This is a genomic window from Sphingomonas yantingensis (genome assembly GCF_014199325.1).
GTDB lineage: Bacteria > Pseudomonadota > Alphaproteobacteria > Sphingomonadales > Sphingomonadaceae > Sphingomonas > Sphingomonas yantingensis.
The window spans coordinates 76,928-103,915 of sequence record NZ_JACIJJ010000006.1 but is presented as its reverse complement, the minus strand read 5'-3'; the positions used below and the strand labels follow the sequence as shown (position 1 = coordinate 103,915).

At 69.0% G+C, this 26,988-nt stretch carries 25 protein-coding genes and 1 tRNA gene; 12 read left to right on the top strand and 14 right to left on the bottom strand.

The genetic code is table 11. The features are described 5' to 3' along the window. Positions 1-11 precede the first annotated feature (11 nt). From FHR19_RS16435 to FHR19_RS16415, 5 genes are all read left to right on the top strand, one after another. Complete coding sequence (locus tag FHR19_RS16435; protein WP_184030751.1) at positions 12-1,334, top strand: replication-associated recombination protein A; 1,323 nt, start codon at positions 12-14, stop codon at positions 1,332-1,334. After that, a complete protein-coding gene (locus FHR19_RS16430; RefSeq protein ID WP_184030749.1) occupies positions 1,294-2,637 on the top strand; it encodes a serine hydrolase domain-containing protein in 1,344 nt (447 codons plus the stop codon). Before FHR19_RS16435 ends, FHR19_RS16430 begins: the two co-directional genes overlap by 41 nt. Next, complete coding sequence (locus FHR19_RS16425; protein WP_184030747.1) at positions 2,637-2,978, top strand: hypothetical protein; 342 nt, start codon at positions 2,637-2,639, stop codon at positions 2,976-2,978. Before FHR19_RS16430 ends, FHR19_RS16425 begins: the two co-directional genes overlap by 1 nt. Next, a complete protein-coding gene (locus tag FHR19_RS16420) occupies positions 2,935-3,837 on the top strand; it encodes a hypothetical protein (protein WP_221228596.1) in 903 nt (300 codons plus the stop codon). The genes FHR19_RS16425 and FHR19_RS16420 overlap by 44 nt, the downstream gene beginning before the upstream one ends. 17 nt (positions 3,838-3,854) lie before the next feature. Beyond that, positions 3,855-3,930: transfer RNA gene (locus FHR19_RS16415), tRNA-Thr, on the top strand. Between the two features lie 6 nt (positions 3,931-3,936). Here FHR19_RS16415 and FHR19_RS17920 read toward each other — a convergent pair. From FHR19_RS17920 to rpmH, 6 genes are read right to left on the bottom strand one after another with little or no spacing between them, the layout of a single operon-like run. Then, complete coding sequence (locus FHR19_RS17920; RefSeq protein WP_281375737.1) at positions 3,937-4,071, bottom strand: hypothetical protein; 135 nt, start codon at positions 4,069-4,071, stop codon at positions 3,937-3,939. A 48-nt stretch (positions 4,072-4,119) separates the two neighbouring features. After that, a complete protein-coding gene (gene yihA / locus FHR19_RS16410; protein WP_343053314.1) occupies positions 4,120-4,761 on the bottom strand; it encodes a ribosome biogenesis GTP-binding protein YihA/YsxC in 642 nt (213 codons plus the stop codon). After that, positions 4,758-6,455, bottom strand: coding sequence for a membrane protein insertase YidC (yidC, locus tag FHR19_RS16405; RefSeq protein ID WP_184030742.1), 1,698 nt, complete (start codon positions 6,453-6,455; stop codon positions 4,758-4,760). Before yidC ends, yihA begins: the two co-directional genes overlap by 4 nt. A gap of 45 nt (positions 6,456-6,500) precedes the next feature. Continuing rightward, entirely contained in the window at positions 6,501-6,713 is a 213-nt protein-coding gene (yidD, locus tag FHR19_RS16400; RefSeq protein ID WP_184030740.1) for a membrane protein insertion efficiency factor YidD, read from the bottom strand. Then, positions 6,710-6,979 carry a ribonuclease P protein component gene (rnpA, locus tag FHR19_RS16395; RefSeq protein ID WP_246359592.1) on the bottom strand — a complete coding sequence of 90 codons (270 nt, stop codon included), beginning with the start codon at positions 6,977-6,979 and terminating at the stop codon, positions 6,710-6,712. The genes yidD and rnpA overlap by 4 nt, the downstream gene beginning before the upstream one ends. A gap of 56 nt (positions 6,980-7,035) precedes the next feature. After that, on the bottom strand, positions 7,036-7,170 hold the full coding sequence (rpmH, locus tag FHR19_RS16390; RefSeq protein WP_096343204.1) for a 50S ribosomal protein L34: 135 nt from the start codon (positions 7,168-7,170) through the stop codon (positions 7,036-7,038). Positions 7,171-7,334: 164 nt separating this feature from the next. Between rpmH and FHR19_RS16385 the strand changes: the two genes are divergently transcribed. Further along, positions 7,335-8,843 (top strand): YifB family Mg chelatase-like AAA ATPase, encoded by a 1,509-nt coding sequence (locus FHR19_RS16385; RefSeq protein WP_184030738.1) that lies wholly within the window; start codon positions 7,335-7,337, stop codon positions 8,841-8,843. 7 nt (positions 8,844-8,850) lie between these two features. Here FHR19_RS16385 and FHR19_RS16380 read toward each other — a convergent pair whose 3' ends face one another. After that, entirely contained in the window at positions 8,851-9,294 is a 444-nt protein-coding gene (locus FHR19_RS16380; RefSeq protein WP_184030736.1) for a hemerythrin domain-containing protein, read from the bottom strand. Between the two features lie 124 nt (positions 9,295-9,418). Here FHR19_RS16380 and topA point away from each other — a divergent pair, with 124 nt between their 5' ends. Both topA and FHR19_RS16370 read left to right on the top strand, forming a co-directional pair. Beyond that, the gene (gene topA / locus FHR19_RS16375) at positions 9,419-11,989 is read left to right on the top strand and encodes a type I DNA topoisomerase (RefSeq protein WP_184030720.1); all 2,571 of its coding nucleotides are present in this window, start codon (positions 9,419-9,421) and stop codon (positions 11,987-11,989) included. Positions 11,990-12,301: 312 nt separating this feature from the next. Further along, entirely contained in the window at positions 12,302-14,047 is a 1,746-nt protein-coding gene (locus FHR19_RS16370) for an asparagine synthetase B family protein (protein WP_184030718.1), read from the top strand. Here FHR19_RS16370 and FHR19_RS16365 read toward each other — a convergent pair. The 3 genes from FHR19_RS16365 to FHR19_RS16355 form a co-directional block, all read right to left on the bottom strand. Then, positions 14,044-14,967: a right-handed parallel beta-helix repeat-containing protein gene (locus FHR19_RS16365; protein WP_184030715.1), complete on the bottom strand. Its 924-nt coding sequence runs from the start codon at positions 14,965-14,967 to the stop codon at positions 14,044-14,046. The genes FHR19_RS16370 and FHR19_RS16365 overlap by 4 nt on opposite strands. A gap of 63 nt (positions 14,968-15,030) precedes the next feature. Then, positions 15,031-17,541: an ABC transporter permease gene (locus FHR19_RS16360; protein WP_184030713.1), complete on the bottom strand. Its 2,511-nt coding sequence runs from the start codon at positions 17,539-17,541 to the stop codon at positions 15,031-15,033. After that, positions 17,538-18,239, bottom strand: coding sequence for an ABC transporter ATP-binding protein (locus FHR19_RS16355; RefSeq protein ID WP_184030711.1), 702 nt, complete (start codon positions 18,237-18,239; stop codon positions 17,538-17,540). Before FHR19_RS16355 ends, FHR19_RS16360 begins: the two co-directional genes overlap by 4 nt. 25 nt (positions 18,240-18,264) lie before the next feature. Here FHR19_RS16355 and FHR19_RS16350 point away from each other — a divergent pair, with 25 nt between their 5' ends. Beyond that, positions 18,265-18,957 (top strand): arylesterase, encoded by a 693-nt coding sequence (locus FHR19_RS16350; protein WP_425505979.1) that lies wholly within the window; start codon positions 18,265-18,267, stop codon positions 18,955-18,957. 71 nt (positions 18,958-19,028) lie between these two features. On the opposite strand, the gene FHR19_RS16345 is transcribed toward FHR19_RS16350, so the two are convergent. Then, the gene (locus FHR19_RS16345) at positions 19,029-19,379 is read right to left on the bottom strand and encodes a GntR family transcriptional regulator (protein WP_184030706.1); all 351 of its coding nucleotides are present in this window, start codon (positions 19,377-19,379) and stop codon (positions 19,029-19,031) included. A gap of 40 nt (positions 19,380-19,419) precedes the next feature. Further along, positions 19,420-19,998 carry a nitroreductase family protein gene (locus FHR19_RS16340; RefSeq protein WP_184030677.1) on the bottom strand — a complete coding sequence of 193 codons (579 nt, stop codon included), beginning with the start codon at positions 19,996-19,998 and terminating at the stop codon, positions 19,420-19,422. Positions 19,999-20,124: 126 nt separating this feature from the next. Here FHR19_RS16340 and FHR19_RS16335 point away from each other — a divergent pair, with 126 nt between their 5' ends. Further along, positions 20,125-21,918: a peptide MFS transporter gene (locus tag FHR19_RS16335; RefSeq protein ID WP_184030675.1), complete on the top strand. Its 1,794-nt coding sequence runs from the start codon at positions 20,125-20,127 to the stop codon at positions 21,916-21,918. A gap of 145 nt (positions 21,919-22,063) precedes the next feature. On the opposite strand, the gene FHR19_RS16330 is transcribed toward FHR19_RS16335, so the two are convergent. Beyond that, on the bottom strand, positions 22,064-23,818 hold the full coding sequence (locus tag FHR19_RS16330) for an amidohydrolase (protein ID WP_184030673.1): 1,755 nt from the start codon (positions 23,816-23,818) through the stop codon (positions 22,064-22,066). Between the two features lie 46 nt (positions 23,819-23,864). Between FHR19_RS16330 and FHR19_RS16325 the strand changes: the two genes are divergently transcribed. Beyond that, on the top strand, positions 23,865-24,674 hold the full coding sequence (locus FHR19_RS16325; RefSeq protein WP_184030671.1) for a DUF4163 domain-containing protein: 810 nt from the start codon (positions 23,865-23,867) through the stop codon (positions 24,672-24,674). A gap of 40 nt (positions 24,675-24,714) precedes the next feature. Here FHR19_RS16325 and FHR19_RS16320 read toward each other — a convergent pair whose 3' ends face one another. Beyond that, a complete protein-coding gene (locus tag FHR19_RS16320) occupies positions 24,715-25,572 on the bottom strand; it encodes an NAD(P)-dependent oxidoreductase (RefSeq protein WP_184030670.1) in 858 nt (285 codons plus the stop codon). A 91-nt stretch (positions 25,573-25,663) separates the two neighbouring features. On the opposite strand from FHR19_RS16320, the gene FHR19_RS16315 reads away from it, so the two are divergent. Then, positions 25,664-26,911: a threonine ammonia-lyase gene (locus tag FHR19_RS16315; protein WP_184030668.1), complete on the top strand. Its 1,248-nt coding sequence runs from the start codon at positions 25,664-25,666 to the stop codon at positions 26,909-26,911. Positions 26,912-26,988: the final 77 nt, after the last annotated feature.

The window sequence follows — 26,988 nt, the reverse complement described above, 5'->3', positions numbered from 1 at the left end:
ATGTTCGCGTGATGGCCGATCTTTTCGGGGACCTCGCCCCGCCGACCCCGCCCGCCGTGGACACCCCGCTCGCCGACCGGCTGCGCCCGCAGGGCCTTTCCGAGGTCGTGGGGCAGGATCATCTGACCGGGCCGGAGGGCGCGATCGGCCGGATGGTCGCCGCCGGCCGCCTGTCGTCGATCATCCTCTGGGGGCCGCCGGGCACGGGCAAGACGACGATCGCGCGTCTGCTCGCCGATGCGGTGGGCCTTCGTTATGCCCAGATTTCGGCTGTTTTCTCGGGCGTCGCCGACCTGAAAAAGGTGTTCGCCGAGGCCCGCGACCACGCCCGCACCGGCCGCCGCACGCTGCTGTTCGTGGACGAGATCCACCGCTTCAACCGCGCGCAGCAGGACGGCTTCCTCCCCTACGTCGAGGACGGCACCGTCACGCTGATCGGCGCGACGACCGAGAATCCATCGTTCGAGCTCAATGCCGCACTGCTGAGTCGTGCACAGGTGCTGATCCTGCACCGCCTCGACGCCGCGGCGCTCGGCGAACTGATCGCACGGGCCGAGGTCGAGGTCGGCCGCGACCTGCCCTTGACGACGGAGGCGCGCGCCGCGCTGATCGCCAGTGCCGATGGCGACGGGCGGTTCCTGCTCAACCAGGTCGAGACGCTGTTCGCCGTCGACCTCAGCGAACCGCTCGATCCCGCCGGGCTGTCGGCGCTGCTCCACCGCCGCGTCGCGGTCTACGACAAGGATCGGGAGGGGCATTACAACCTCATCTCCGCGCTCCACAAATCGCTGCGCGGCTCGGACCCGCAGGCCGCGCTCTACTATCTCGCGCGGATGCTGACCGCGGGGGAGGAGCCGCTCTACGTCCTGCGCCGCCTCGTCCGGTTCGCGAGCGAGGATGTGGGCCTCGCCGACCCACAGGCACTGGTCCAGTGCCTTGCCGCCAAGGACGCCTACGACTTTCTCGGCAGTCCCGAGGGCGAACTGGCGATCGTGCAGGCGTGCCTCTACCTCGCCACCGCGCCCAAGTCGAACGCGGCGTACAAGGCGCAGAAGGCGGCGTTCAAGTCGGCGCGCGCGACCGGATCGCTGATGCCGCCGCAGAACATCCTCAATGCGCCGACGAAGCTGATGAAGGACATCGGCTATGGCAGCGGCTATGCCTATGACCATGACCGCGAGGGCGGCTTTTCGGGCGCCGATTACTGGCCGGGGGAAATGGATGCCGAAACCTATTACGAGCCCACGGACCGCGGCTACGAAAAGCGCATCGCCGAGCGCATGGCGTGGTGGGATGCGCGCCGCACTGAGCATCGCGGGACTGGCGACGCTTAGCGCCGCTGCGCCCGCGCAGCAGGTCGTAGAGGCCCCCGCCCCCTACGCCCGCGCGATCGCCGCCGGGTACAAGGCGGCGATGCTGTGCAGCGGCGTGTTCAACGCGGGGCGGACCGAGGCGCAGGTCGCCCGTGACGAACTCGCCGGCATCTATCCCGAATATCAGCCGCTGATCGCCGCCCTGCCCGCCACAATCGATCGCACGCGGGGCCGGGTCAGCGTTGCCTTCGACGACCGGCTGCCGCCGCGCGTCTCGACCTTCGCCGCCGGGCGCGGCTGCCGCAGCGAGCCGATCGGCTGGACCCCGCCCGCCACCGGCACCCCGGTGCCGCCGGTACGGGGCGCCGACCCGCGCCGCTGGCCGCTCGGCGATGCCGGGATCGCGCCTATCCCCTCGCCTGCGCTTGCCGCAACGATTGACCGCACCTTTACCGGGGCGTTCGGCAAGGCGGCGAAGACGACCGGCGTCGTGATCCTGCACGACGGCAAGATCGTCGGCGAAGGCTACGCCGAGGGCTGGGGGCCGTTCGTGTCCAATCGTACTTGGTCAGTTGCAAAGAGCATCGCCGGCACGCTGATCGGCATGTCGGGCGTCGATCCCGCCGAGCCTGCGACGATCGCCGCGTGGCAGAACCCTGGCGACCCGCGCCGCGCGATCACCCTCGACCAGCTCATGCGGATGGCGAGCGGCCTCCACAGCGACACCGCGGGCAATCGCACCGACGCACTCTATTTCGGGGGCACCTCGGTCGAGGAACAGGCGACCGGCTGGCCGCTGGAGGCCGCGCCCGGCACCCGCTTCCGCTACGCCAACAACGACATTCTGCTCGCAATCCGCTCGGTTCGCGAATCGCAGGGCGAGCGAGCCTATCAGGCGCTGCCGCAGCGGCTGTTCGCGCCGCTCGGCATGACCCACACCGTCGCCGAACAGGACTGGCGCGGCAACTACATCCTGTCGTCGCAGGTGTGGTCGACCGCGCGCGACCTCGCCAGGCTTGGCCAGTTCTGGCTCGACGACGGGGTTTGGCAGGGTCGGCGATTGCTCCCCGCCGGCTGGATGAAGCGGATGACGACGCCCGCGGGGCCACAGCCGGCAAAGGGACCGGGATACGGCGCGACGCTGTGGCTGTTCGGGCCGGATCAGGGCTTGCCCGCGGGCAGCTACGCTGCGCAGGGCAATCGCGGACAATATGTGATGGTGGTGCCCTCGGCCCGCCTCGTCGTTGTCCGCCGCGGCGAGGATGGGACGGGCAACAGCTTCGACATCGCCGCCTTCACCAAGGCCGTGCTGGAGACGCGGTGATGGAGGATTGGGACGCGGTCGTCTCCTATGCCTGCACGCTGCCCGGCGTCGTCATGGACAGCTATTATGGATCGCCCGTCCCCAAGCATAACGGCAAGCCGCTGGTCGCGCCGGGTCGCGAGCCGGACAGCTTCGTGCTGATGATCGGGGTCGAGGAAAAGGCGGTGCTGATCGACACCGACCCCGCCACCTTCTGGGAAACCGACCATTATCGCGGCTGGCCCGCCGTCCTCGTCCGCTACGGCAGCGGGGACCGCGAGCGGATCGAGGCGTTGATCGCGCGCCGTTGGTGGGACGTTGCTAAACGCGCGGAGCGGAACGATTACGGTCCCCGCCCCTGACCGCTTCGGCCATTTCGTCGGCATCGACTGGTCGGGCGCGGCGGGGGAGCGGCAGCGCGGGATCGCGGTGGCGATGTGCGCGGCGGGCGATGCCACACCGACGCTCGTCCGGCCCGGCCATATTTGGTCGCGGGCCGAGGTGCTGCACTGGCTGATCCACGAGCTGCCCCTTGATGCGATCGTCGGCCTCGACCTCGGCGCATCGTTGCCGTTCGCGGACGCTGGCGCCTTCTTTCCTGGCTGGGTCGACAGCCCGCCCGACGCGCGCGCGCTGTGGGCGACGATCGAGGCGATTGCCGCCGGCGACCCGCATCTGTCGGCGGGCAGTTTCGTCGACCACCCGGAGATCGCCCGCCATTTTCGCCGCCACGGCGGGCGCAAGGGCGAGTATTTCACCGGCCGCGGCCGCCTTCGCGTAACGGAGGTCGCGCAGCGCGAACAGGGGCTCAACCCCTACAGCAACCTCAATCTCGTCGGCGCGGCGCAGGTGGGCAAGTCGAGCCTGACGGGGATGCGCGTCCTCCACCGCCTGGCCGGCCGGATCGCGATCTGGCCGTTCGATCCGCTGCCCGCAACAGGGCCGGTCGCGCTGGAAATCTACACCAGTCTCGCCGCCCTCGCCGCCGGCCGCCCCAAGGGCCGCGCGAAGATGCGCAACCACGCCGCGCTGGATGAGGCGCTTGCAATGTTGGGCAGCGAACCGACCGGCGGGCACGGTCCGATCGACGACCACAAGAGCGACGCGATCCTCACCGCCGCCTGGCTCCGCCGCGACGCGCACCGGCCGGCACTCTGGCAGCCCGAGGGCATGACCCCCGAAATCGGCACAACCGAAGGCTGGACCTTCGGCATCGCCTGACGCAAAGAGGCGCCGACGCCGGCTTAGCTCAGTTGGTAGAGCACCTGATTTGTAATCAGGGGGTCGCGGGTTCGATCCCTGCAGCCGGCACCAGCGTTCTTATTCCTGGCCCTTGGCCTTGTCGGGATAGGCATCGGGTGTGGTCGTGCCGACGACGGGCCGGTCCTCGACCTTTTCCTGCGGACGACTGCCTTCGGGTTTGCGATCGTCGGGCTGCGCTTTCTCGTCGGCCATGGGCATTCTCCTTGGCCGATCAACGCGTTGGGCGCCGCGAAGGCTCCGTCAGCCTATCGCCTCGAGCACCGCGGCGCGCAGTTCGGCGATCCCCATGCCCCCCTCGCTCGACGTCGAGAGGATATCCGGATGCGCCGCCGGGCGCTTCCTCGCTTCCTCCTCGGTGCGGGCGCGCACGTCGGCGAGATCGGTCGCCTTCACCTTGTCCGCCTTGGTCAGGACGATGCGATAGCTGACCGCGGCGTCGTCGAGCATCTTGAGGATGTCGCGATCGACCTCCTTGATCCCGTGGCGGCTGTCGATCAGCACCAGCGCGCGCTTCAGCACCATCCGCCCGCGAAGGTAATCGTTCACCAGATAGCGCCACTTGCGCACCATGTCCTTGGGCGCCTTGGCGAAACCATAACCCGGCATATCGACGAGGCGGAGCGCCGGCGGCTCGCCCACATTGAAGAAGTTGAGCTCCTGCGTCCGCCCCGGCGTGTTCGACGTGCGGGCCAGCGCATTGCGGTTGGTGAGCGCGTTGAGCAGCGACGACTTGCCGACGTTCGACCGGCCCGCAAACGCGACCTCAGGCACCTCGGCATCTGGCAGGAAGCGCAGCTCGGGTGCCGATTTCAGGAACGAAACCGGCCCCGCGAACAGTTTCCGCGCGTCCTCCGTCAGGTCCTCGTCAAACGCAGGGTTCACTTTGCGGTCGCCACCTTCATCGACGGATGCTGCCGGTACAGCCACCATTGCTGCGCCATCGTCAGGACGTTGCCCGTGATCCAGTAGACCTGGAGCCCGACCGCGAACGGCGCCATCACGAACATCAGCATCCACGGCATGATCGCGAACACCTGTTTCTGCACCTCGTCCGCAGGCTGCGGGTTGAGTTTGAACTGCAGCCACATCGACACGCCCAGCAGAATCGGCACGACGCCGATCGCGATGAAATGCGGCGGGGTGAAGGGCAACAGGCCGAACAGATTGACTGGGGTCAGCGGGTCGGGCGCGGACAGGTCGCGAATCCAGCCGACGAAGGGCTGATGCCGCATTTCGATCGTCAGGATCAGCACCTTGTAGAGCGCGAACATGATCGGGATCTGAAGCAGCATCGGCAGGCAGCCCGCCATCGGATTGACCTTTTCGGTCTTGTAGAGCTGCATCATCTCCTGCTGCAGGCGCGGCTTGTCGTCCTTGTACTTCTCCTGCAGCGCCTTCATCTTGGGCTGCAGCGCGCGCATGCCGGCCATCGACGCGAACTGCTTCTGCGCGATCGGGAACAGGAGCAGGCGGATCGTCAGCGTCAGCAGCATGATCGCCACGCCGAAATTGCCGACCAGTTTGAACAGCCAGTCGAGATAGTAAAAGATCGGTTTTTCCAGGACCTTGAACCAGCCCCAGTAGATGGCGTTGTCAAAGTTGCGGATGCCGAGCTCGGCCGCGTAGCCGTCGAGCACCTTCACTTCCTTGGCACCGGCGAACAGGCGGACGGTCTGGGTCATCGCCTTGCCCGGCTGCACCACGACCGGGTTCTTCGCCAGCGCCTCCGCGCCGAACCGGCCCGCTGCGCTCTTGCGGATCGTGAGATCGACGGGCGTCCGCTGATCGGGGATGATCGCGGTCAGCCAGTAATGGTCGGTAAAGCCCGCCCATCCCTTGGTCGTCGCGAAGCGGCTACCGGCTTGCGTGACCTCGTCCCATTTCAGGTTGGTCTCGTCATTATCGACGACCGCCATCGGGCCGACGCGCGCGGTCCACTGGTCGACGTCGGTCGATTTGTCGGCGCGCTGGACATAGGTGTAGGGGCGCACCGCGATCGGCGCGGGACCGGCATTCGCCACCGTCTGCTCGGCGGTGAACATGTAGTTCTCGTCGACCGAGAGCTTGATCTGAAAGCGCTGGCCCGAAGCGCCCGTGGTCTGGAGCGTCACCGGCCGGCCGACGCCGAGCACGTCGCCGGTCGCGGTCCAGACGGTGTTGGCATCGGGCACGCCCGCGCCCTGCCAGCCGAAGCCCCCGAAATAGGCCCCCGCCGCGCCCGCGGGCGAGAGCAGGTGGATCGGCGGCGAGTTCTTCGCCACCGTCTCGTCGTACCGCTTGAGCACCAGGTCGTCGAGCCGCGCACCCTTGAGGTTGATCGAGCCCGCCAGCGCCGGCGTGTCGATGCGCACGCGCGGCGTCTCGGCCAGCACGATACGACGATCGCGCAGCGCCCCGGGCGCATCGGCGGTGGGGTCGGCACCCGGATTTGGCACCACCTTGGTCTGGCCGCCCTCGATCTTCGTCACCGGCGGGTTGGCGGTCGGGAAGACATAGCGCGAGATGACGGGCCAGCCGAACAGGATCAGCGCCGCCAGCACCGCAAACAGGACGAAATTCTTGCTGTCTTCCTTCACCGAACGACTTCCCAATGCGGGGTGGCTGGACTGGCGATCCGCGCCTCAGGGCACCGGATCATGGCCGCAACCGCCCCATGGATGACAGCGGGCGATGCGCTTGAGCGCAAGCCAGCCGCCTTTGAGCGCGCCATAGCGGGCAAGCGCCGTGATTGCATAGGCCGAACAGGAGGGCGCGTATCGGCAGGTCGGGGGCAGGATGCGCGACGGGCCGACCTGCCAGGCGCGCGCCACCAGGATCAGCGCCCGCGCGATCAAGGGCGCGCGACCTTTCGCAGCGCCTTTTCGAGTTCGCGGACCAGGTCGGCATGCGGCCGCTCGATCCCGCCCGCCCGGCCGATCAGCACGTGGTCGTGGCCAGGCAGCCCGTGCTGCGGCAGCACCGCACGCGCCAAGGCGCGAAAACGCCGCTTCATCCGGTTGCGGACGACGGCGTTTCCGACTTTCTTCGATACGGTGATGCCGATCCGCATGGCGACGTCGCCGTCGCCGCGATCGCGCGCCTGCAGGACGAATCCCGGCATGGCCGCGCGCCTGCCGCCGTTCGCCGCGAGATAGTCGCGGCGCTCGGTCAGTCGAATCAGGCGCTCAGCTTCTTGCGACCGCGGGCACGACGCGCGCGGATCACCTTGCGGCCCGCCGCCGTCGCCATCCGCGCGAAGAAGCCGTGCCGGCGCGCACGCACCAGATTGCTCGGCTGAAAAGTCCGCTTCATCGCTCATTCCCTGGCATAACGAAAAAGGGCCGCCCAAAGACGGCCGTCACAAGCCCGCGCCCTTACGCACGCCCGTCGCCCGAGTCAATCGCGCGATGCCCCGTTCCAATCGCGGCGCGGCCCGCTAAGCCTGTAACCGACGGGCGAAATGGGGGGAAGCGGCATTGATCGCGATCGTATCGACGGTAGCGTATCTGGGACTGGAGGCACGCGGGGTCGAGGTGCAGTGTAACCTCGTCGCCGGCGTCCCCGCCTTCGTCATGGTGGGCCTTGCCGACAAGGCAGTGGGCGAAAGCCGGGAGCGGGTGCGCGGCGCCGTCGCCGCGATCGGCCTCGCGCTCCCGCCCAAGCGGATCACCGTCAACCTGTCGCCCGCCGACCTGCCCAAGGAAGGCTCCCACTACGACCTGCCCGTCGCGCTCGCGCTGCTGGGCGCGATGGGCGTCGTCGATGTCGAGACGCTGGCCGATTACGTCGTCGTCGGCGAACTCGGCCTCGATGGGCGAATCGCCCCCTCGCCCGGCGTGCTACTCGCGGCGATGCACGCCAGCGCGATCGGAAAGGGCCTGATCTGTCCCGCCGCTCAGGGCCCCGAAGCGGCCTGGGCGGGCGGGATCGAGGTCATCGCCGCCGACGACCTGATCGGCCTCATCAACCATCTGAAGGGCTCGGCGCTTCTCGCCACCCCGGCCCCGGGCGAGGTCGAGGAGGGCACGCACGGCCCCGACCTCAAACAGGTGAAGGGACAGGAAACCGCCAAGCGCGCGCTGGAGATCGCGGCGGCGGGCGGCCACAACCTGTTGTTCGTCGGCCCGCCGGGCGCAGGCAAGTCGCTGATGGCCGCCTGCCTGCCCGGCATCCTGCCGCCGCTCGGCGCAGCCGAGGCGCTGGAGGTGTCGATGGTCCAGTCGGTCGCGGGCACGCTGTCGGGCGGGCGGCTGACGCGCACGCGGCCGTTCCGCTCGCCGCATCACTCCGCCTCGATGGCCGCGCTCACCGGCGGCGGCCTTCGCGTGAAGCCGGGCGAGGTCAGCCTCGCGCATCTAGGCGTCCTGTTCCTCGACGAATTGCCCGAGTTCCAGCGCGCGGTGCTTGATTCGCTCCGCCAGCCACTGGAGAGCGGCGTCGTCAGCGTCGCGCGCGCCAATGCGCACGTCACCTTCCCCGCCCGCGTTCAGCTCGTCGCGGCGATGAACCCGTGCCGCTGCGGGCATCTCGGCGATCCGGCGCTGGCGTGCGCCCGCGCGCCCAAATGCGCGGCGGACTATCAGGCCAAGGTGTCGGGCCCACTGCTCGATCGCATCGACCTGCATGTCGAGGTGTCGCCGGTGACCGCCGCCGACCTTGTCCTGCCGCCGCCCCCCGAAGGAACGGCGGAAGTGGCCGCCCGCGTCGCGGCGGCGCGCGCGATCCAGACCGGTCGCTACGACGGCCACCCCGCGCGCACCAACGCCGAGGCGGAGGGCGCGCTGCTCGACGCTCACTCGACGCCGGACGAGGCGGGGCGGGCGCTACTCGCTCAGGCGGCGGAGGCAACGCGGATGTCGGCGCGCGGCTATACCCGCGTGCTGCGCGTCGCGCGGACGATCGCCGATCTGGCGGGTGTCGAAAAGGTCGGCCGCCTGCACGTCGCCGAGGCGCTGTCCTATCGCCGGACCGCGCCGCGCGCCTGACGCTGCGTCAGCCCTTCAACGCCATCTGCCCGCTCGCCAGTGCGGCAGGATAGAGAAGGTCGTCCTCGTCGCGGATGCGAGCGTACAGCCGCTCGATCAGCGCACCCGATTCGGTTGCGAACCCCTCGCGATCCGATTCGATGCGCGGCGACGGCCACTTCTCGATCAGCGCGATCCAGTCGGCCGCCAGCGTTTCGTAGCGGACGCGCGCTTCCTGCGCACTGATCCGCACGCCGCCGTCGCGCGCCGCCATCAGCCGGGGGTGGATCTCCCGATCCTCGTTGGCAAGGTGTTCGATCAGCGCATCGGCCAGCTCGTCCAGCGCCTCTCGCACCGCTGCCGCCTCGCTGCGCGCGGTCGCGGTCGCCAGCCGCGCCGCACGGCTCGCGATCTCGGCATGTTCGCCGATCAGCCGCGCATAGGACGCGATCGGGGGCAGCAACGGAGACATCGGTACGATAATGCGCATATCCCGGTTAACGATGCGTGTGGGCAGCCACCACTCTCGACGGGTTGACGCCGGCCCGGACGGCTCCCCATCCTCGCGCGTACACGTAAGGGACCCGTTCGCCTCCATGCAGCTCGTCATCGTCGAATCGCCCGCCAAGGCGAAAACCATCGAGAAATATCTGGGCGGCGATTACCGCGTCCTCGCCTCCTACGGCCATGTCCGCGACCTGCCGCCAAAGGACGGGTCGGTGAACCCCGACGACGGGTTCGCGATGGAATGGGAGACGTACGCCGACAAGGCAAAGCAGCTCAAGGCGATCACCGACGAGGCCAAGAAGGCCGACCGACTGATCCTGGCCACCGACCCCGATCGCGAGGGGGAGGCGATTTCGTGGCACGTGCAGGAAGTGCTCGCCAAGAAGAAGGTGCTGCCCAAGGAGGTCGAGCGCGTCACCTTCAACGCGATCACCAAGCCCGCGATCCTGGCGGCGATGAAGGCCCCGCGCGAGCTCGACACCGATCTGATCGACGCGTACCGGGCACGCCGCGCGCTCGACTATCTGGTCGGCTTCACGCTCTCGCCCGTCCTGTGGCGCAAGCTGCCCGGCGCCAAGTCGGCGGGCCGCGTCCAGTCAGTGGCGCTGCGCCTGATCGTCGAGCGCGAGCGCGAGATCGAGGGGTTCACGCCGCAGGAATACTGGTCGGTTCTGGCCGAGATGGAGGCGGACGGCACCCGCTTCACCGCCCGCCTCGCCCGGTTCGACGGCGACAAGCTCGACCGCCTGTCGATCGGCGACGAGGGCACCGCGATGCGCGCCAAGGCGGCGGTCGAGGAAGGCCGCTTCACCGTGACCGCGGTCGAGACCAAGCCCGCGACCCGCAACCCGCCGCCGCCCTTCACGACGTCGACCCTGCAGCAGGAGGCGGCGCGCAAGCTCGGCTTCTCCGCCAGCCACACGATGCGGGTCGCGCAGAACCTCTACGAGGACGGCGCGATCACCTATATGCGGACCGACGGCGTGCAGATGGATGGCTCGGCCATCCAGGCCGCGCGCGCGGCGATCGCGAACCGCTATGATGCCGGCTACGTCCCCGACAAACCGCGCCAGTACCAGACCAAGGCCAAGAACGCGCAGGAAGCGCACGAGGCGATCCGCCCCACCGACTTCGGCCGGGACAAGGCGGGGTCGGGCGATCATGCCCGGCTCTACGACCTCATCTGGAAGCGCGCGCTCGCCAGCCAGATGGCGTCGGCCCGCATGGAGCGTACTGCGGTCGAGATGGAGGACGGCACCGGCCGTCACATGCTGCGCGCGACCGGCCAGGTCGTGCTCTTCCCCGGCTACCTCGCGCTCTACGAAGAAGGCCGCGATGACGAGGGCGACGAGGATTCGCGCCGGCTTCCGCTGATGCGCACCGGCGACGCGCCCGCCAAGCACGGCGTCAATGCCGAGCAGCATTTCACCCAGCCGCCGCCGCGCTTCTCCGAAGCGTCGCTGGTCAAGCGGCTGGAGGAACTCGGCATCGGTCGCCCGTCGACCTACGCCTCGATCATTCAGGTGCTGAAGGACCGCACCTATGTCCGCGTCGAGAAGAACCGCTTCTTCGCCGAGGAAAGCGGCCGGCTGCTGACCGCGTTCCTCGAACGCTTCTTCGAGAAATATGTCAGCTACGACTTCACCGCCGGGCTGGAGGAGGAGCTGGACGACGTCTCGGGCGGCCGCGCCGAATGGCAGTCGGTGCTCGCCGACTTCTGGCGCGACTTCCGCCCGCGCACCGACGAGGTGATGGAGCAGAAGCCGAGCGACATCACCGTCGAGCTCGACAAGTTCCTCGAACCCTATCTCTTCCCCAAGCAGGCCGATGGCAGCGACCCGCGCCTCTGCCCCAATTGCGGCAACGGGCGCCTCGCGCTGCGCGGCGGCCGGTTCGGCGCGTTCGTTGCCTGCTCCAACTATCCCGAGTGCAAATACACCCGCCGCTTCGCGCAGCCAGGCGGTGAGGCGGGCGAGGACACCGGGCCGGAGACGCTGGGCAACGACCCCGAAACCGGCCTGCCGGTCGAGCGCAAATCGGGTCGCTTCGGCCCCTACATCCAGCTCGGCGAAGGCAAGGAGGCCAAGCGCGCCTCGATCCCCAAGGACATCGGCGACCTCGACCTCGAAATGGCGCTGAAACTTTTGAGCCTGCCGCGCACGATCGGCACGCACCCGGAAAGTGGCGAGCCGATCACCGCCTCGATCGGGCGCTACGGCCCCTATCTGGCGCATGCCGGCAAATATGCGCGCCTGACTTCGACCGCCGAGGTGTTCGAGACGGGCATGAACGCCGCCGTCGTCAAACTCGCCGAAGCGGCGGCGGGTGGCGGACGCCCCGCGCGCGGCGCGGCGCAGGCGCCGCTCAAGGTGCTCGGCACGCATCCCACCAGCGGCGGCGAAGTGAAGCTGATGGAGGGCCGCTACGGCCCCTACGTCACCGACGGCACCACCAACGCGACGCTCCCCAAGACCGCCGACAAGGATGCGCTGACGCTGGAGGAAGCCACCGCACTGATCGACGCCCGCGCCGCTGCGGCGCCGGCCAAGAAGGGTGCGAAGAAGAAGGCGCCCGCGAAGAAGGCGGCGGCCAAGGCACCTGCCAAGAAGGCCGCGGCGAAGAAACCGGCGGCGAAAAAGGCGGCGGCGAAGGACGCCTGACCTCCCCTTCCCGTTACCCCGGACTTGATCCGGGGTCCCCGCTTCGTCCTTCTGCGACCCGCAAAGAAGAAGCGGGACCCCGGCTCGGAGGCCGGGGTGACGATGGGGAAATAGCGACGACCGCCACTTGCCGTGCCCCGGCGGAGGCCGGGGTCCAGGTGGGCACGCGGCGTGGGTCGCGTGTCGCTGCCAAACCATCGCAACTGGACCCCGACCCTCGCCGGGGCACGGCCCCGCCGAGGCACGACGCAGCACCCGCCCCTTCCTTCGCCGCTATTCGCTTTGTTAACTACGGCGCGCTAGGCCAGCCTTATGGCCGGCCTGTACCTGACCCGCGCGGACGACCCTGAACGGACACGCGAGCGGATCGACGCCGCCGCGCGCCAGTACGCCGATCATGGCTTCGGCCAGCCGACGCGGATCGCAATCCCCGGCTGGACGGGGATGCATTACGGCTATGTGCAGGGCGGCCCGGCGACGTGGCACCGCGTCGGCGACGACCTCATCGCGGTCGCGGGCACACTCACCTATGCCGGACGGATCGGCACCGCGGCGCTCGCGGCGCTGCTCGACGACTATCGGGGCGGCGATCCCGACTGGGCGCGGCTTGGCGGACAATTCAGCGCGCTGATCGTCAAGGACGGGCGGGCATGGGTCTTCTGCGACTGGTTCGCCGCGCATCAGTTGCACCACGACACCGGCGACACGCTGTTCTCGACCTCGCTCACTGCCGCGCTCGTCTCGCTGCCGCGCGTGTCGTTCGACGCACAGGGCGTGTACGAATACGCGTTCAACGTCGTCCCCATCGGCGACGACACGGTGTTCGCCGGGCTGAAGACGCTCGGCCCCGGCATGGTGATCGAGCTGACGCGCGAGGGCGTCGTCCGGCATCGCTACGACCGCCCGCTCCCCGATATCGCCAGCGAAGAGCCGCTCGCCGACCGCATCGGGCGCCACCGCAAGGCGCTTGCCGATACGCTCACCGCGCATCTCGGCCATTTCCGCACCGTCCATGCGCCGCTGTCGGGCGGCCTCGATTCGCGCCTGCTCCTCGCCGCGCTCCGAGCAGAGGGAGTCGATCCCGCGCTCTATGTCTACGGCACTCGCGATGACGAGGACGTGGTGATCGCCGAGGCGATGGCCGCCGCGCTCGGCTTCGGCGTCGAATGGGTGGACAAGGATGGCGTCTTCTCGCCGACGCCCGAGGCATTTCCGGCGGTGGTGGAGGCCAATTTCAGAGCGTGGGACGCGCTGCCCACCTTCGGCAACATCTTCGACAATGGCGGCGCGGTGTGGGCGCGCAACAAGCGGCACGCGGGCGGCGGGCTCGCCGCCTCGGGCGGATGCGGCGAGGTGTGGCGCGACTTCTTCTTCCTGCCCGACCGGCCACTCAGTGCGCGGACGGTGGCGCGCAGCTTCTTCGCGCGCTTCGACCCGCGCGACGCGACCGCGCTGTTCGATGCCGGTGCGTTTCTCGAAACGATCGAGGGCAAAATCGCCGACGCGCTCGGTGCGCCCTCGCCCATCGCGCGCCTGTCGCGCCAGTGGATCGAGCACGCCTATCCCCGCGTGCGCTGTCGCTCGCTGTTCGGGCGCGAGATCAGCCTCGAATCGCGGCAGGGCGCCTATGCGATGCCGTTCCTCGACCAGCATGTCGTGGGGGAGGCGATGAAGCTGCCGATGGCGCTCAAGCAGGCGGGCGCGTTCGAGAGCGCGCTGCTGACCGCGATCGACCCGGTGCTGGCGGCGCAGCCCTCCGCCTATGGCCATGATTTCGCGAGCGGGCCGGACAAGCGCCACCGCCGGTCGGAATGGTCGTCGCGCGTGCGGCCCACCTGGCTGCGCCAGCGCAGCTACGCGCTCCAGCGGCGGCTGAGGCCCATGGGCGACGAGCATGGCGGGCTGCTGGAGGCGGACTATATGCGCCGCGTCATCGACTTGCGGATGCCGCTGATGGCGCGCTTCTTCGCGGTCGAGCGCGTCGCAGACAGTGCGGTGTGGCGGCGGCTCGCGGCGCTCGAATATCTGGGAACGTGGCTGGGCGGACGGCTGGCCTAGCGGGTCGCATATTCCTTGATGCGCGGCGCGAGGATGTTGCCGCGGACCGTCACCCCGTCCTTCGCCCAATCGCCGACGAACGTCGTCGATTCCTTGAACGTCGGTGCCAGGCTCGCGCGGTTGTTCTCGACCACCAGTCCGCGCGACGAATGGTGCACGCCCTCCGCCGCCACGGCGATCATCGTCGAGTAGTTCTCTTTGTCCGGCCCCTGGACGAAGCTGTTGTCGGCGATGCGGCCCGCCGCGCCGTTGGACAGGTCGATCATGTAGTTGGTCGTATGCCCACGGCTGTCGTCGAAGCTGTTGTCGACGATCTCGACCCGCGGCGCGCGGCTCTTCACGTAATGGCCGCCGGTCCCCTGCTCGAACCGGCTGCGCGTTACGCGAAGCCCGCCATAATTGCCGATGTAGAGCGCGTGCGCGCCGGTCCCGTCAGGATGCTTGCCCAGCCGCGCGAACGTCGTCTTGTCCACGCTAATCGTCGAGGACGGGTCCTCGGCCGACAGGATGCCGCACTGGCCGTCGACGAACATCGTGTTCACGACCTCCAGATTGCCCGTCTCGATGCGGATGCCCGCGCCGTTGCCGTCGGGGACGAAGGTGCGGGTGAAGACGATGCCGTCGACCTTCGCGCCCTTGCCCCGCAGGACGAGCGTCGCCTTGCCCTCACAGATCGCGCCGTCGAACACGACCTTGCCGGGCTCCGCGACGAAGGCGATGCGGCCGGCTTCCTGCACTGCGCAGTCGCGGTAGCGGCCCGGCGCGATGCGGATCGTTCCCGTGCCGCCGCCGATCGCATTCACCGCGTCCTGAAGGCTCGAATAGGTGCGGCCGCCCTCGACCTGATACGGCCCGCCGCCCTGGCTGAGGGCGGGCGCGGCAAGAAGCGTGGCGGCAAGCAGCGCGGCGATGTGGCGCATGGGGACATCCTTTTTGATTCCCCGCACCATCTATCACCCGCGCCGCCCTGCCGCGGCGGTTAATCAGAGGCGCCGGAGTACCGCTGCGGGACGCGCCGACAGCACCGGCCAGCTTCCGGCAAGCCCGATGCCGAGCGTCAGGAACGCCCCCGCGCCCAGCGTCCCCAGCACCACGCCCCAGTCGGGCGCCCAGCCGAAGTCGAACACGCGCACGATGACGAACCACGCCGCCCCGCCGCCAAGACCGAGCGCCAGCAGCGCGAGCACGCCGGCGAGCAGCGCGTACTCGATCGCCTGAGCGCCCAGCACCTGTCCGCGCGTCGCGCCCAGCGTTTTCAGGATCGTGCTGTCATAGGTCCGCGCGGCCCGGCTGGCGGCGATCGCGCCCACCAGCACGGCGATACCCGCGAGGATCGCGACCGAGGCGGAGAGCAGGATCGCCGCCGCCATCTGGTCGAGGATCGTGCGCACCTGTCCGATGATCTCGCGCGTCGCGATGATCGAGGCCGACGGGAAGGCGGCGAGCAGCGCGCGCGTCACGGCGCCCTGATGACGGTCGTCCATCTCGATCGTCGCGGTCAGGCTATGCGGCGCCGCGGCGAGGGTGTTGGGCGAGAAGACCATGATGTAGTTGAAGCCCAGCGTCTCCCAGTGAATCTCGCGCAGGTTGGCGATCCGTGCCTCGATCTCGCGCCCGAGCACGCTGACCGTCATCGTGTCGCCGACCTTCAGCCCCAGCGTCTTTGCGGCCTCGCGGTCCAGCGAAACGAGCGGCGGGCCGGCATAACCGGCGGGCCACCATTCGCCCGCGCTCAGCACGCTCCCCTGCGGCAGCGCCGCCGAATAGGTGACGCCGCGCTCGCCGCGCAGGAACCAGGCATCGTCGGGGATCGCCTTCAAATCGGCGACGCGCGTACCGGCATAGGCGACGATCGTGCCGCGCAGCGAGGGGACGATGTTGAGCTTCGCTTCGGGTGCATCGGCCTTCACCAGCGCTTCGAACCGCGCGCGCTGGTCGCTCGGCACGTCGAGCACGAACTGGTCGGGCGCGCGGGCCGGCACTGCGCGGGCAATCTCCGCATCGAGGCTGGTCTGGATCGCCGCCAGCGTCACGAACAGCGTCAGCGCCAAGCCGAGCGCGACGACCAGCGCGCCCGTCTGCGCCCCCGGCCGGTGGAGATTGGCGACGGCCAGCCGGACGAGCGGCGCCTTCGGCCGCGGCACTCGCGCGGCCTGCCGCCGGATCGCCCAGCCGAGCCCCGCGAGCAGCAGCAGCACACCCGCGACGCTGCCCAGCACCACGGCGGCAAACAGCGGGTCGCGCGCCGTGCCGACCGCCAGCGCGACGATCGCCGCCGCAGCGACAGCGACCCGAAGCACGGTGCGCCGCTGGATCCCCGCCCGCCGCTCCACGCCCTCGCGGAACAGCGCAGCGGCAGGCATCGACCGCGCGCGGGCGAGCGGCGGCAGCGCAAAGGCATAGGCGATGAGCAGCCCGAAGGTCGCACTGGTTAGCAGCGGCAGCAGATGCAGGCCCACCGCCGGCTTCACCGGCAACAGGTCGCCCACAGCCGCGACGATCACCGCGGGCAGCGCCGCCCCGACTGCCAGCCCGCAGACCACCGCGGCCAACGACACCGCGCCGATCTGCATCAGATAGAGCCGCTCGATATCGCGACTGGTGGCGCCCAGCACCTTCAGCGTCGCGATCCCGCCGCGCTTGGCGATCAGGTACGCGCCCACCCCGTTGCCGACGCCGATTCCGGCGATGACCAGCGCAGCGAGCCCGATCAGGCCGAGGAACTGGCCGAGGCGCTGGAAAAAGCGATCCGCCCCCGGCGCCGCCCGGTCACGCGTCTTGGTCTCCAGCGCCTCGACGGGGAAGCGCGCCTTCAGCCGATCGACCACTGCCGTCGGCGATGCGGTGGGGGAAAGCGTCAGCCGATACTTCGCCTCGTACATCGCGCCCGGCTGGACCAGCCCGGTGCGCCTGAGCCCGTCTAGCGACACGATCGCTACCGGACCAAGCGTGAACCCCTCGCTGACCCGGTCGGGCTCCTCGGCGATGATCCCCGCGACACGAAACCGTGCGGTGCCGTAGCGGAGCGGATCACCGACGCGCAGCAGCAGTCGCTCGGCCAGCGCGCGGTCGACAATTACCGCATCGGGCGCGAGCGGCACGTATCGACCGTTCGCCAGTCGCAGCGTGCCGGTCAGCGGATAGGCGCCGTCGACGCCCTTCAACTCGGTCAGCACCGCACCCGGCGTACCCGGCCGCGCCGGCCCGTTCGCCATCGCGCGCAGCCGGATCGTCGCGGAGAAACCCGTCGTCCCCTGTCGCATCGCCGCCAGCACGGGCGCACTCGCCTCTCGCTGGGTCATCGCCACCTCGACATCGCCGCCAAGGATCACCCGGCCGCGCGCGGTCAGTTCGCTGGAGATCGAGGCGGTCAGGCTGCCGATCGTCGCCAGCGTCGCGACGCCGAGGAACAGGCAGACGAACAGGAGGCGCAGCCCGCGAAACCCGGCATTGAGGTCGCGGCGGGCGATCCGCCATAGCGCGGCGGGGCTCAAGCAGCGCTGTCCTCGACGATGCGGCCGTCGCGCATCCGGATGACGCGGTCGCAGCGGTCGGCAAGCGACGGGTCATGGGTAATCATGACCAGCGTCGCGCCCGCCGCCCGCTGCCGCTCGAACAACAGGTCGACGATCGCGCCGCTCGTCGCCTCGTCCAGATTGCCGGTGGGCTCGTCCGCGAACAGGATCGCGGGGGCGGGCGCGACCGAACGGGCGATCGCCACGCGCTGCTGCTCGCCGCCAGATAATTGCGCGGGATAATGGGTGACGCGGTGGCCGAGCCCGACCGCCGCCAGCTCCGCCTCTGCCCGCGCGAACGCATCATCCGTGCCCGCCAGTTCGAGCGGCACCGCCACATTCTCGAGCGCCGTCATCGTCGGGAGCAGGTGAAAGGCCTGAAGCACGATACCGATCCGCCCCCGCCGTGCGCGCGACAGGCCGTCCTCGTTCAGCGACGTGAAATCGACCCCCGCCACCTCGACGCTACCGCCGCTCGCGCGTTCGAGGCCCGACAGGATCGCCATCAGCGACGACTTGCCCGAGCCCGACGGCCCGAGGATCGCCACCGAGCTACCGCTCGCAACATCCAGGTCGATGCCCTTCAGGATCTCGGTCGGCGCCTGGCGGCTGCCGAGCGAGAGCGTGACATTGCGCGCGCGGATCGCGATATCGGCCGTCAACGGTCCGGCTGGCATGGGTGGCAATGTGCGTCCTTCGATAATGCTTGGTGCATCATATGTGGTGGCGGCGCTGCTTCTCCAGTCCTGTTCGGGCGAGGCACCAAAGCCCGTGCCCACGCCAACAGCCCGCGCGACCGCAGAGGCGGCGGACACGCGCCTCGTCCTGGCGTTCGGCGACAGCCTCTATGCGGGCTACGGCGTGCTGCCGCAGCAGGCATTCCCCTATGTGCTGGAACAGAAGCTGCGCGCTGCCGGGATCGCGTCCAGCGTGCGCAACGCCGGCGTGTCGGGCGACACCAGCGCGGCGGGGCTCAGGCGGCTTGCCTTCACGCTGGATGGCCTGCCGAGGAAGCCCGACCTCGCGATCGTAGGCCTGGGCGGCAACGACATGCTGCGCGGGATCGACCCAAAGGAAACAAGCGCCAATCTCGATGCGATCTGCGCCGAATTGCAGAAGCGCGGCATTCCCATCGTGCTGACGGGGATGCGCGCGGCGCCCAATCTTGGCCCGGATTACGTTCGGGCGTTCGAGGCAATCTATCCCGACCTGGCAAAGAAATACGACGCCGCACTCGACCCGTTCTTCCTCGAGGGCGTCGTCACGAACCCCGCGCTGATGCTCCCCGACCGCATCCACCCGAAGCCAGAGGGGATCGTGCGGATCGTCGATCGCGTGGAGCCGGTGGTGGAAAAGGCTCTTACCCGTACCCCGGCGAAGGCCGGGGTCCGGTAACGAGCGGCCAGCGAAGGCACGCCAACGCGAATGGCCCGATACAGGACTCCGGCGTTCGCCGGGGTGGAGGCTCAAACGCGCTCGAACAATTCCTCGGGGCTGAGGCCGAGCAGCGCGATATGGTCGCGCACCCGCGGCCAGTAGCTTTTAAGGAACCGGTCGCGCTCGGCCACCCTGAGCGCCTCGGCCGCGCCGGGCAGCACGAACATGCCGACGCCGCGGCGCACCTCGACATAGCCGTCGTCCTGGAACGTTTGATACGCCTTGGCGACAGTCAGGGGGTTGGCGCCGACTTCGGCCGCGAGCGCGCGGACCGAGGGAAGCTGGTCGCCCGCGCGATACTCGCCGCGCAGGATCGCCGCGGCGATCGTGGCGCGAAGCCGCATGTACACGGGAGAATCGTCATGCTCGATCGCTGTCATGCCGACTTAATACGGCAAGTGGGTGCGTTTGGAAACCGCCTCAGCCGGACCAATCCGAAAGGATGAGGTCGAGCGGCGGGCGCGGCCGCTCGTCGAGCGCGCGCGAGGGGGTGCCGACGAACACGAACCCGGCGATCTTCTCGCCCGCACGCCCGCCAAGCCCCGCCAGCACCGCGGGCGAGAAGGCGGCCCAGGTTGTCAGCCACCCGCCGACGAAGCCGTGCGCGTTGGCGGCATGGAGCAGGTTCATCACTGCCGCGCCCGCCGACAATTCCTGTTCCCACAAGGGGATGTGGCTGTCGCGCGGGCTCGACAGCACGGTAATCAGCGTCGGCGCCTGAAGCGCGAACTGGCGCACTGCCTCGATCTCCAGCCGCTTGGCCTCGGGCCGTTCGGCGAGATACGCCGCCTCCAGCATCGCCGCGAACGCTTCGCGCCGGTCTGGCGGGATCACGACGAAGCGCCAGGGGGCGAGCTTGCCATGATCGGGCGTGCGCGCGGCCATCTCGACCATCGCGGCGACCTGATCGCGGTCGGGGCCGGGGGCGACCATGTCGCGCGGCTTTCCCGACCGGCGGCTGGCGAGATAGGCGGAAAGGCTGGTGGGATCGTTGAACATGGGCGTCAGCTAGCGACCGCCCCTGCTGCCGCCAAGGTTTACAGGCGCGACAATCGCGCTAGTCTCCGCCGCAACCACTCGCGCGGGCGCTGTCCGCTGCGCATCCATCAGGAGCCTTCCCCCCACATGGTAGAAACGCCGACCGCGGACAGCCCGGCCGAACCCGATATCTCCCGCGTCGATCCGTCGTCGCAAAAGACTTGGTTCGGCCATCCCGCCCAGCTTGCCCGCCTGTTCACGACCGAGATGTGGGAGCGGTTCGGCTTCTACGGCATGCGCGCGCTGCTGACGCTCTATCTGACGCAGCATTTCCTGTTCGGCGACCGGCAGGCGACGGGCCTTTATGGCGGGTTCACCGCGCTCGTCTATCTGACCCCACTGATCGGCGGATACCTCGCCGACCAGTTCTTAGGGTCGAAGCGCGCGGTGAAGTTCGGCGCGATCCTGATGGCGTTCGGCTATCTGACGCTCTGCTTCGGCGGCGAGACGGCCAAGCCCTTCGCGACGATCGACGGCCAGCGGTACGAAGTGCAGATCGAGGCGAACAACGGCACCGAGACACGCTACGTCCTCGACGGCGACCGGCGCCTGGCGATCAAGGGCAATGACGACGGCACCGTGTCGCTGCTAAACGATGCGGGCGCGGTCGACCGCACGGTGGCCAAGGGCGGCTTCGTGTCGGACGGCGAGCGCAGCCCGTTCTTCGTGACCGTGATGCTGATCGCGCTCTGCATGGTCTCGGTCGGCAACGGCTTTTTCAAGCCCAACATCTCGACGATGGTGGGCGAACTCTACGCCCCCGGTGACCGGCGGCGCGATACCGGCTTCACCATCTTCTACATGGGCATCAACCTGGGCTCGCTGGGGTCGCAATTGCTCTGCCCATTGCTCGCGACCACGATCGGCTGGTGGGCAGGCTTCGGCCTCGCCGCGATCGGCATGTTCTTCTCGTGGTTCCTGATCCAGTTCGATGGCGGCCGCCTGGCCGGTTACGGCGAGCCGCCCGCGGGACAGGGGCCGCAGCGCGCGCTCGGCATCTATGCCGCGGCGCTGCTCGGCGTGCCGCTCTTCTACCTTCTCTTCTCCAACCTCATGAATGCCGAGCCGCCGGCGCCGGGTGCGGGCATCCTCGGCTACGTCCTGTCGCTACCGCTGATGGGCAAGCTGCTGTTCGGCACGTTCCTCGTCGCCGTCCCCGGCATCCTGATCTGGTCCTACGTCAACGGCGATCGCCGCGAGTTCCAGATGATGGTCGCCGCAATGGTGCTCATCATCTTCAACGTCGTGTTCTGGACGCTGTTCGAGCAGGCGGGGTCCAGCCTGACGCTGTTCGCCGACCGCAATACCGAATTGAGCGTCTTCGGCCTATTCAACATCTCGGCGGGTCAGACGCAGTTCTTCAACGCCTTCTTCATCGTCGCCTTCGCCCCGATCATGGCGGCGCTCTGGACCACGCTCGCCAAGCGGGGGATCGAGCCGTCGATCCCGGTGAAGTTCGGCATCGCGCTGATGGGCGTGGGCGCCGGCTTCCTGTTCCTCGTCTGGGGCGGGCAGTTTGCTGGGCCGGACTACAAGGTGGCGCTGTGGTGGCTCGCGGGCCTCTACCTCATCCACAGCCTGGCGGAGCTCTGCATCTCGCCGGTCGGCCTGTCGATGGTGACCAAGCTGTCGATCGTGCGCATCGTCGGGCTGATGATGGGCGTGTGGTTCCTGTCGATCTCGGTCGCGCAGTATGTCGCGGGCATCGTCGCGCAGGTGGCGAGCGTCGAGACGGTGGGCGGTCAGGTGACCAACCTGAAGGTCAGCCTCGACACCTATAACGGCGTGTTCTGGACGATCGGCATCGCCTCGGCGGTGATCGGCCTCGTCCTCCTCGCGCTGTCGCCGATCATCCGGAAGTGGATGCACGGGGTTCAGTAACGGGTTGGGGGGCGGCGACCGAGAGGGTCCCGCCCCCTCCTCTACGTCGTCCCAGCCTTCGCTGGGATGACGAAGCCGCACGCGAGCGCAGGGTCGCGAACGGCGCGCTGCTTGGCTCTGGGCTCCCGCTTTCGCGGGCGCACGCTTACCGGCCCGGCTCGACCGGCGCGGCCGCCACCGGCGCCGCCGCCACCGGCGCGGGCGCCGTGCCGCCTTCGGGTACGGGCAGTGCACGCTGGCCCTCGACCCACACCTTCTCGCCATTGACCCAGGTTTCGAGCACGCGTGTCGCGCGCAGTTCCGCGGGCGCTGCCATCGTCGGATCGCGATCGACGACGATGAAGTCCGCACGCATCCCCGGCGCGATCCGCCCGAGCTTCTTCTCGGCGAACCCCGCGTAAGCCGCATCGATGGTGAAGGCGCGCCACGCCGCCTCGCGCGTCAGCGCTTCCTCGGGCCGCCAGCCGCCAAAGGGCTGGCCCTCGGCATCCTGCCGCGTGAAGCCCGCCGCCCAGCCCGCGAACGGGTTGGGGCTCTCGACCGGATAGTCCGAACCGAACGCGACGCGCGCGCCCGTCGCGGCGATCGACTTCCAGGCGTACGCACCCGCCAGCCGCTGCGCACCCAGCCGCGTTTCCGCCATCACCCGGTCGCTGGTTTGGTGGACCGGCTGCATCGACGCGACGACGCCGTTGCGGCCGAAGCGCGGCAGGTCGGCGGGATCGACGATCTGCGCATGCTCGATCCGCCAGCGCCGGTCGCCGGTATAGCTGCCAGACAGCTCCTCGATCGCGTTCAGGACCTCGGCATTGGCGCGGTCGCCGATCGCGTGGACGGCCAGCTGGAACCCGTCCATCGCCCCGCGGCTCATCTGGTTGAGAAGCTGCGTATCGGTCTGGAGCGGCAGGCCCGTCTGGCCCGGCGCGTCGGCATAGGGCGCCTTCAGCCACGCCCCGCGGCTGCCCAGCGCGCCGTCGAGATAAAGCTTGATCCCGCCCATGCGCAGCCGGTCGTTGTAGAGCCACGGCGTCGGCCCGCTGACGCCAACACGCACCGCGGTCTCGACCGAATTGGCATAGCTCATGATGTGAATGCGCAGGAGGTTGCGGTCGCCCATGTAGCGATAGGTCAGCCAGTCATCGAGGCTGGTGCCCATGTCCGCGGTCGCGGTGATGCCGTTCGACAGGAGGATGCGCTGCGCCTCGAGGAACGCGGCGTTGCGCTCGCGCGGGGGCGCGGCAGGCACCGCCTTGGCCACCAGCGCCATCGCCGCGTCGACGAACACGCCGGAGGGGGCGCCGCCAGGGCCCTTCTCGATCCGGCCGCCCGTGGGCGCGACGCTCTTGGCGGTCACGCCGGCCGCCTTCATCGCGGCCGAGTTCGCCCAGGCGGCGTGGCCGTCCACCCGGTCGAGCCAGACCGGCTTGCCCGGCACAATGGCATCGAGTTCGGCCGCGGTCGGAAAGCGGCCGAGGCCCCATTTCTCTTGGTTCCAGCCGCCGCCGGTGATCCACGGGCGATTAGGATTGGCCGCGGCATAGGCGGCGATCTTCGCCTTCGCTTCCTCAAAGCTCTTGGTGTCTGAAAGGTCGAGCGACAGCGCCTTGAACCCAAGCTCCATGAAATGGCCGTGGCCGTCGATCATGCCGGGCATGACAACGCGCCCCTTCATGTCGGTGCGCCAGTCGAGCTTTTCGGGCCGCTTGTCCTTGCGCCCCAGAACGCGGGTGATCGTGCCGTCCTTGTCGATCAGGATGCCGGTGAACCGCTCGGGCCGGCCCTTTTCGTCAAGCGTCACGCCGTCGACATTGTCGACCAGCCCGTCGGCAAGGGCAGGCGCGGACAGCGCGGTGGCGGCGAGCATGAGGGCGGCGAAGCGGTTGAGAAGTTTCATGGCCATGCCATATGACTTGGCCATGTTTTTGGCGAGGGCATCGATGCGGACGATGGCGATCCTGGCGCTCGGCGCGCTCCTGTCGGGCTGTGGCGGCGTGCCCGAGCAGCCGGCCGCACCCGAGAACGGGGTGACCGCGGGGGCGCCCGCATCGACCACGACGCCCGAACCCGCGCCGTCGCCCAGCTCTGCGGCGAAGCCCAGCAAGACCGCGGTCAAGAACGACAATTATAGCTTCGAGTTCGCCTATCCGGCGCAGGCAGCGGCGATCCCCGCGCTCGCCCAATGGTTCGAGGGTCACCGCGCCGCGCTGATCGCCGAACTCGACAAGGATACCGCCGCCTTTCGCAAGGAAGCCGCGGACGGCGATTTCGAGTTTCGCCCGTACGAATCGACGCACGAATGGCAGGTCGTTACCGACACCCCCCGGTTCCTGAGCCTGTCGGCGGAAACCTGGGTCTATACCGGCGGCGCGCACGGCAGCCCGGGCTATGACGCAATCGTCTGGGACAAGGCGGCGGGGCAGCGGCTGAAGCCGACCGACGTCTTCACCTCGACCGACGCGATCCAGCGGGCGATCGGCGCGCCGTTCTGCGCCGCGATCGATAAGGAGCGCGAAAAGCGCCGCGGTGCCCCGGTCGTCCGCTCCGATGACAGTTTCGACGCCTGCCCCAAGGTCGCCGACGCGACACTGATCCTCGGGTCCACCGACCGGCAGACGATCGACCGGATCGGGCTGCTGGTCGGGCCATACGTCGCGGGGCCCTATGCGGAGGGTACGTTCGAGGTGACGCTGCCCGTCACCGACGCATTGCTGGCGGCGGTGAAGCCGGCGTACCGGGATGCGTTCGGCACGAAGTGAGCTCGTCACCCCGAACTTGATCCGAAGTCACGCTTCGTCTTCAACCCTTCGGCAGCCGCGTCACCAGCGCGCTTGTATCCTTGCGCCCGCCGCCGGCCTTCTGCACCTCGGCATAGAATTGGTCGACCAGCGCGGTCATCGGGAGGAGTGCGCCATTCCGCTTCGCCTCGTCGAGCGTCAGGCCCAGGTCCTTGCGCATCCAGTCGATCGCGAAGCCGAAGTCGAATTCGTCCTTGGCCATGGTCGACCAGCGGTTAACCATCTGCCAGCTCTGCGCCGCGCCGCCCGAGATCGCCTCCAGCACCTTGTCGAGGTCGAGGTTGGACGCTTGCGCGAAGCGAAGCGCCTCGCTCACCCCCTGCAGCACGCCGGCGATGCAGATCTGGTTGACCATCTTGGTCGTCTGGCCCGCGCCCGCCGCGCCCACATGGACGATCCGCGCCGAATAGGCCTCCATCAAAGGCCGCGCCGCCGCCACCGCCGCGTCGCTGCCGCCGCACATGACGGAGAGCTTACCCGCCTCGGCCCCCGCCTGTCCCCCCGACACCGGCGCGTCGACGACCAGCGCGCGCTCGCCCGCCATCTCACGCGCGATCGCGGCGGAGACGGTGGTGTGGTCGACGAACACCGCATCCTCGGCCATCGCCGCGAAGCAGCCCTGCTCGCCCAGCGTCACCTGGCGCAGGTCGTCGTCGTTGCCGACGCAGGCGAACACCGCCGCCGCCCCCTCGCCCGCCTCAGCGGGGCTCGCCGCCGCGCGGCCCCCGTTCGCCGCGACCCAGGCTTCGGCCTTGGCCCGCGTGCGGTTGAAGACGGTGACGTCGTGCCCGGCCTTTGCCAGATGCCCCGCCATCGGCGCGCCCATGACGCCCAGACCCAGAAATGCGACTTTTGCCATGCCGCGCTATCGCCGCGCGCCCGCGGCCGCGCAAGGGCGGGCTTTCGCCACCCTGTTCCCCCGGTGCCGCCAATCCGCTAGGGGGGCGGCCATGGCCAGCCTTCCCGCATCGCCCGCCCCGACCGATACGCCGGTCACGCTAGACGACGTTTTCGCGGCGCGCGCGCGGATCGCGGGGTCAGTGGTGCGGACGCCAACGCTGGTCAGCAAGACGCTGTCGCAGTTCGTCGGCGCGACCGTCTATCTGAAGTTTGAGAACCTCCAGTTCACCGCCGCCTACAAGGAGCGCGGCGCGCTCAATACGCTCCTCCAGCTCTCGACCGAGCAGCGGGCGAAGGGCGTCATCGCCGCTTCCGCCGGCAATCATGCGCAGGGACTTGCCTATCACGGCATCCGCCTCGGCATCCCGGTCACGATCGTCATGCCGCGTTCGACCCCGACGGTGAAGGTGACGCAGACCGAGGGGCACGGCGCGACCGTGATCCTCGAGGGCGAAACCTTCGACGAGGCATACGCCCATGCCCGTAAGCTCGAGGCGTCGAACGGCTATACCTTCGTCCATCCGTTCGACGATCCGCGCATCGTCGCAGGACAGGGCACGATCGCGCTCGAGATGCTCGAGGATGCGCCGGGGATCGACAGCTTTGTCGTGCCGATCGGCGGCGGCGGGCTAATCTCCGGCATCGCCACCGTCGCCAAGGCGCAGTCGCGGCCGATCGAGGTGATCGGCGTGCAGGCCGAGCTCTATCCGTCGATGTACAACCGCGTCTCGGGCCAGAGCCTGCCGATCGGCGGCGACACGCTGGCCGAGGGGATCGCGGTCAAGGAACCGGGCGGCCTGACCGCACAGATCGTCAAGGCACTGGTCGACGACATCGTGCTGGTGAGCGAGCGCAGCCTGGAGGAATCGGTCAGCCTCCTACTCCAGATCGAGAAGACTGTGGTCGAGGGGGCGGGCGCCGCTGGCCTTGCCGCGCTGCTCACGCACAAGGAGCGGTTCGCCGGGCGGCACATCGGCATCGTCCTGTGCGGCGGCAATATCGACACGCGGTTGCTCGCCAACGTGCTGCTTCGCGACCTCGCCCGCTCGGGGCGACTCGCGCGGCTGCGCGTGCGGTTGCAGGACCGGCCCGGCGCGCTGTTCGGGGTCGCCAAGATCTTTCACGAGCAGGCCGTCAACATCATCGAGATCTATCACCAGCGCGTCTTCACGACGCTGCCGGCCAAGGGCCTCATCACCGATATCGAGTGCGAGACGCGCGACCGCCCGCATCTCGACCGGTTGATCGACGCGCTGCGCGCCGCGCAGTACGAGGTGTCGCTGGTCGAGCTTGCCTGACCGGCGAACCGTACGATTTCGGCACGATCGGGCGCGCGGTTCATGACGATCGCCGCATCCCCCGAATCGGCTACCCG

Bases quoted from the DNA above. Each gene is read 5' to 3' on its own strand.
- FHR19_RS16350 (WP_425505979.1), top strand. From the start codon at position 18,265: ATGCTTGGTGCATCATATGTGGTGGCGGCGCTGCTTCTCCAGTCCTGT.
- FHR19_RS16435 (WP_184030751.1), top strand. From the start codon at position 12: ATGGCCGATCTTTTCGGGGACCTCGCCCCGCCGACCCCGCCCGCCGTG.
- FHR19_RS16430 (WP_184030749.1), top strand. From the start codon at position 1,294: ATGCGCGCCGCACTGAGCATCGCGGGACTGGCGACGCTTAGCGCCGCT.
- rnpA (WP_246359592.1), bottom strand. From the start codon at position 6,979: ATGCCGGGATTCGTCCTGCAGGCGCGCGATCGCGGCGACGGCGACGTC.
- FHR19_RS16370 (WP_184030718.1), top strand. From the start codon at position 12,302: ATGGCCGGCCTGTACCTGACCCGCGCGGACGACCCTGAACGGACACGC.
- FHR19_RS16335 (WP_184030675.1), top strand. From the start codon at position 20,125: ATGGTAGAAACGCCGACCGCGGACAGCCCGGCCGAACCCGATATCTCC.
- FHR19_RS16425 (WP_184030747.1), top strand. From the start codon at position 2,637: ATGGAGGATTGGGACGCGGTCGTCTCCTATGCCTGCACGCTGCCCGGC.
- FHR19_RS16355 (WP_184030711.1), bottom strand. From the start codon at position 18,239: ATGCCAGCCGGACCGTTGACGGCCGATATCGCGATCCGCGCGCGCAAT.
- topA (WP_184030720.1), top strand. From the start codon at position 9,419: ATGCAGCTCGTCATCGTCGAATCGCCCGCCAAGGCGAAAACCATCGAG.
- rpmH (WP_096343204.1), bottom strand. From the start codon at position 7,170: ATGAAGCGGACTTTTCAGCCGAGCAATCTGGTGCGTGCGCGCCGGCAC.
- FHR19_RS16325 (WP_184030671.1), top strand. From the start codon at position 23,865: ATGGCGATCCTGGCGCTCGGCGCGCTCCTGTCGGGCTGTGGCGGCGTG.
- FHR19_RS17920 (WP_281375737.1), bottom strand. From the start codon at position 4,071: ATGGCCGACGAGAAAGCGCAGCCCGACGATCGCAAACCCGAAGGCAGT.
- FHR19_RS16330 (WP_184030673.1), bottom strand. From the start codon at position 23,818: ATGGCCATGAAACTTCTCAACCGCTTCGCCGCCCTCATGCTCGCCGCC.
- FHR19_RS16380 (WP_184030736.1), bottom strand. From the start codon at position 9,294: ATGTCTCCGTTGCTGCCCCCGATCGCGTCCTATGCGCGGCTGATCGGC.
- FHR19_RS16345 (WP_184030706.1), bottom strand. From the start codon at position 19,379: ATGACAGCGATCGAGCATGACGATTCTCCCGTGTACATGCGGCTTCGC.
- FHR19_RS16315 (WP_184030668.1), top strand. From the start codon at position 25,664: ATGGCCAGCCTTCCCGCATCGCCCGCCCCGACCGATACGCCGGTCACG.
- FHR19_RS16340 (WP_184030677.1), bottom strand. From the start codon at position 19,998: ATGTTCAACGATCCCACCAGCCTTTCCGCCTATCTCGCCAGCCGCCGG.
- FHR19_RS16320 (WP_184030670.1), bottom strand. From the start codon at position 25,572: ATGGCAAAAGTCGCATTTCTGGGTCTGGGCGTCATGGGCGCGCCGATG.
- FHR19_RS16365 (WP_184030715.1), bottom strand. From the start codon at position 14,967: ATGCGCCACATCGCCGCGCTGCTTGCCGCCACGCTTCTTGCCGCGCCC.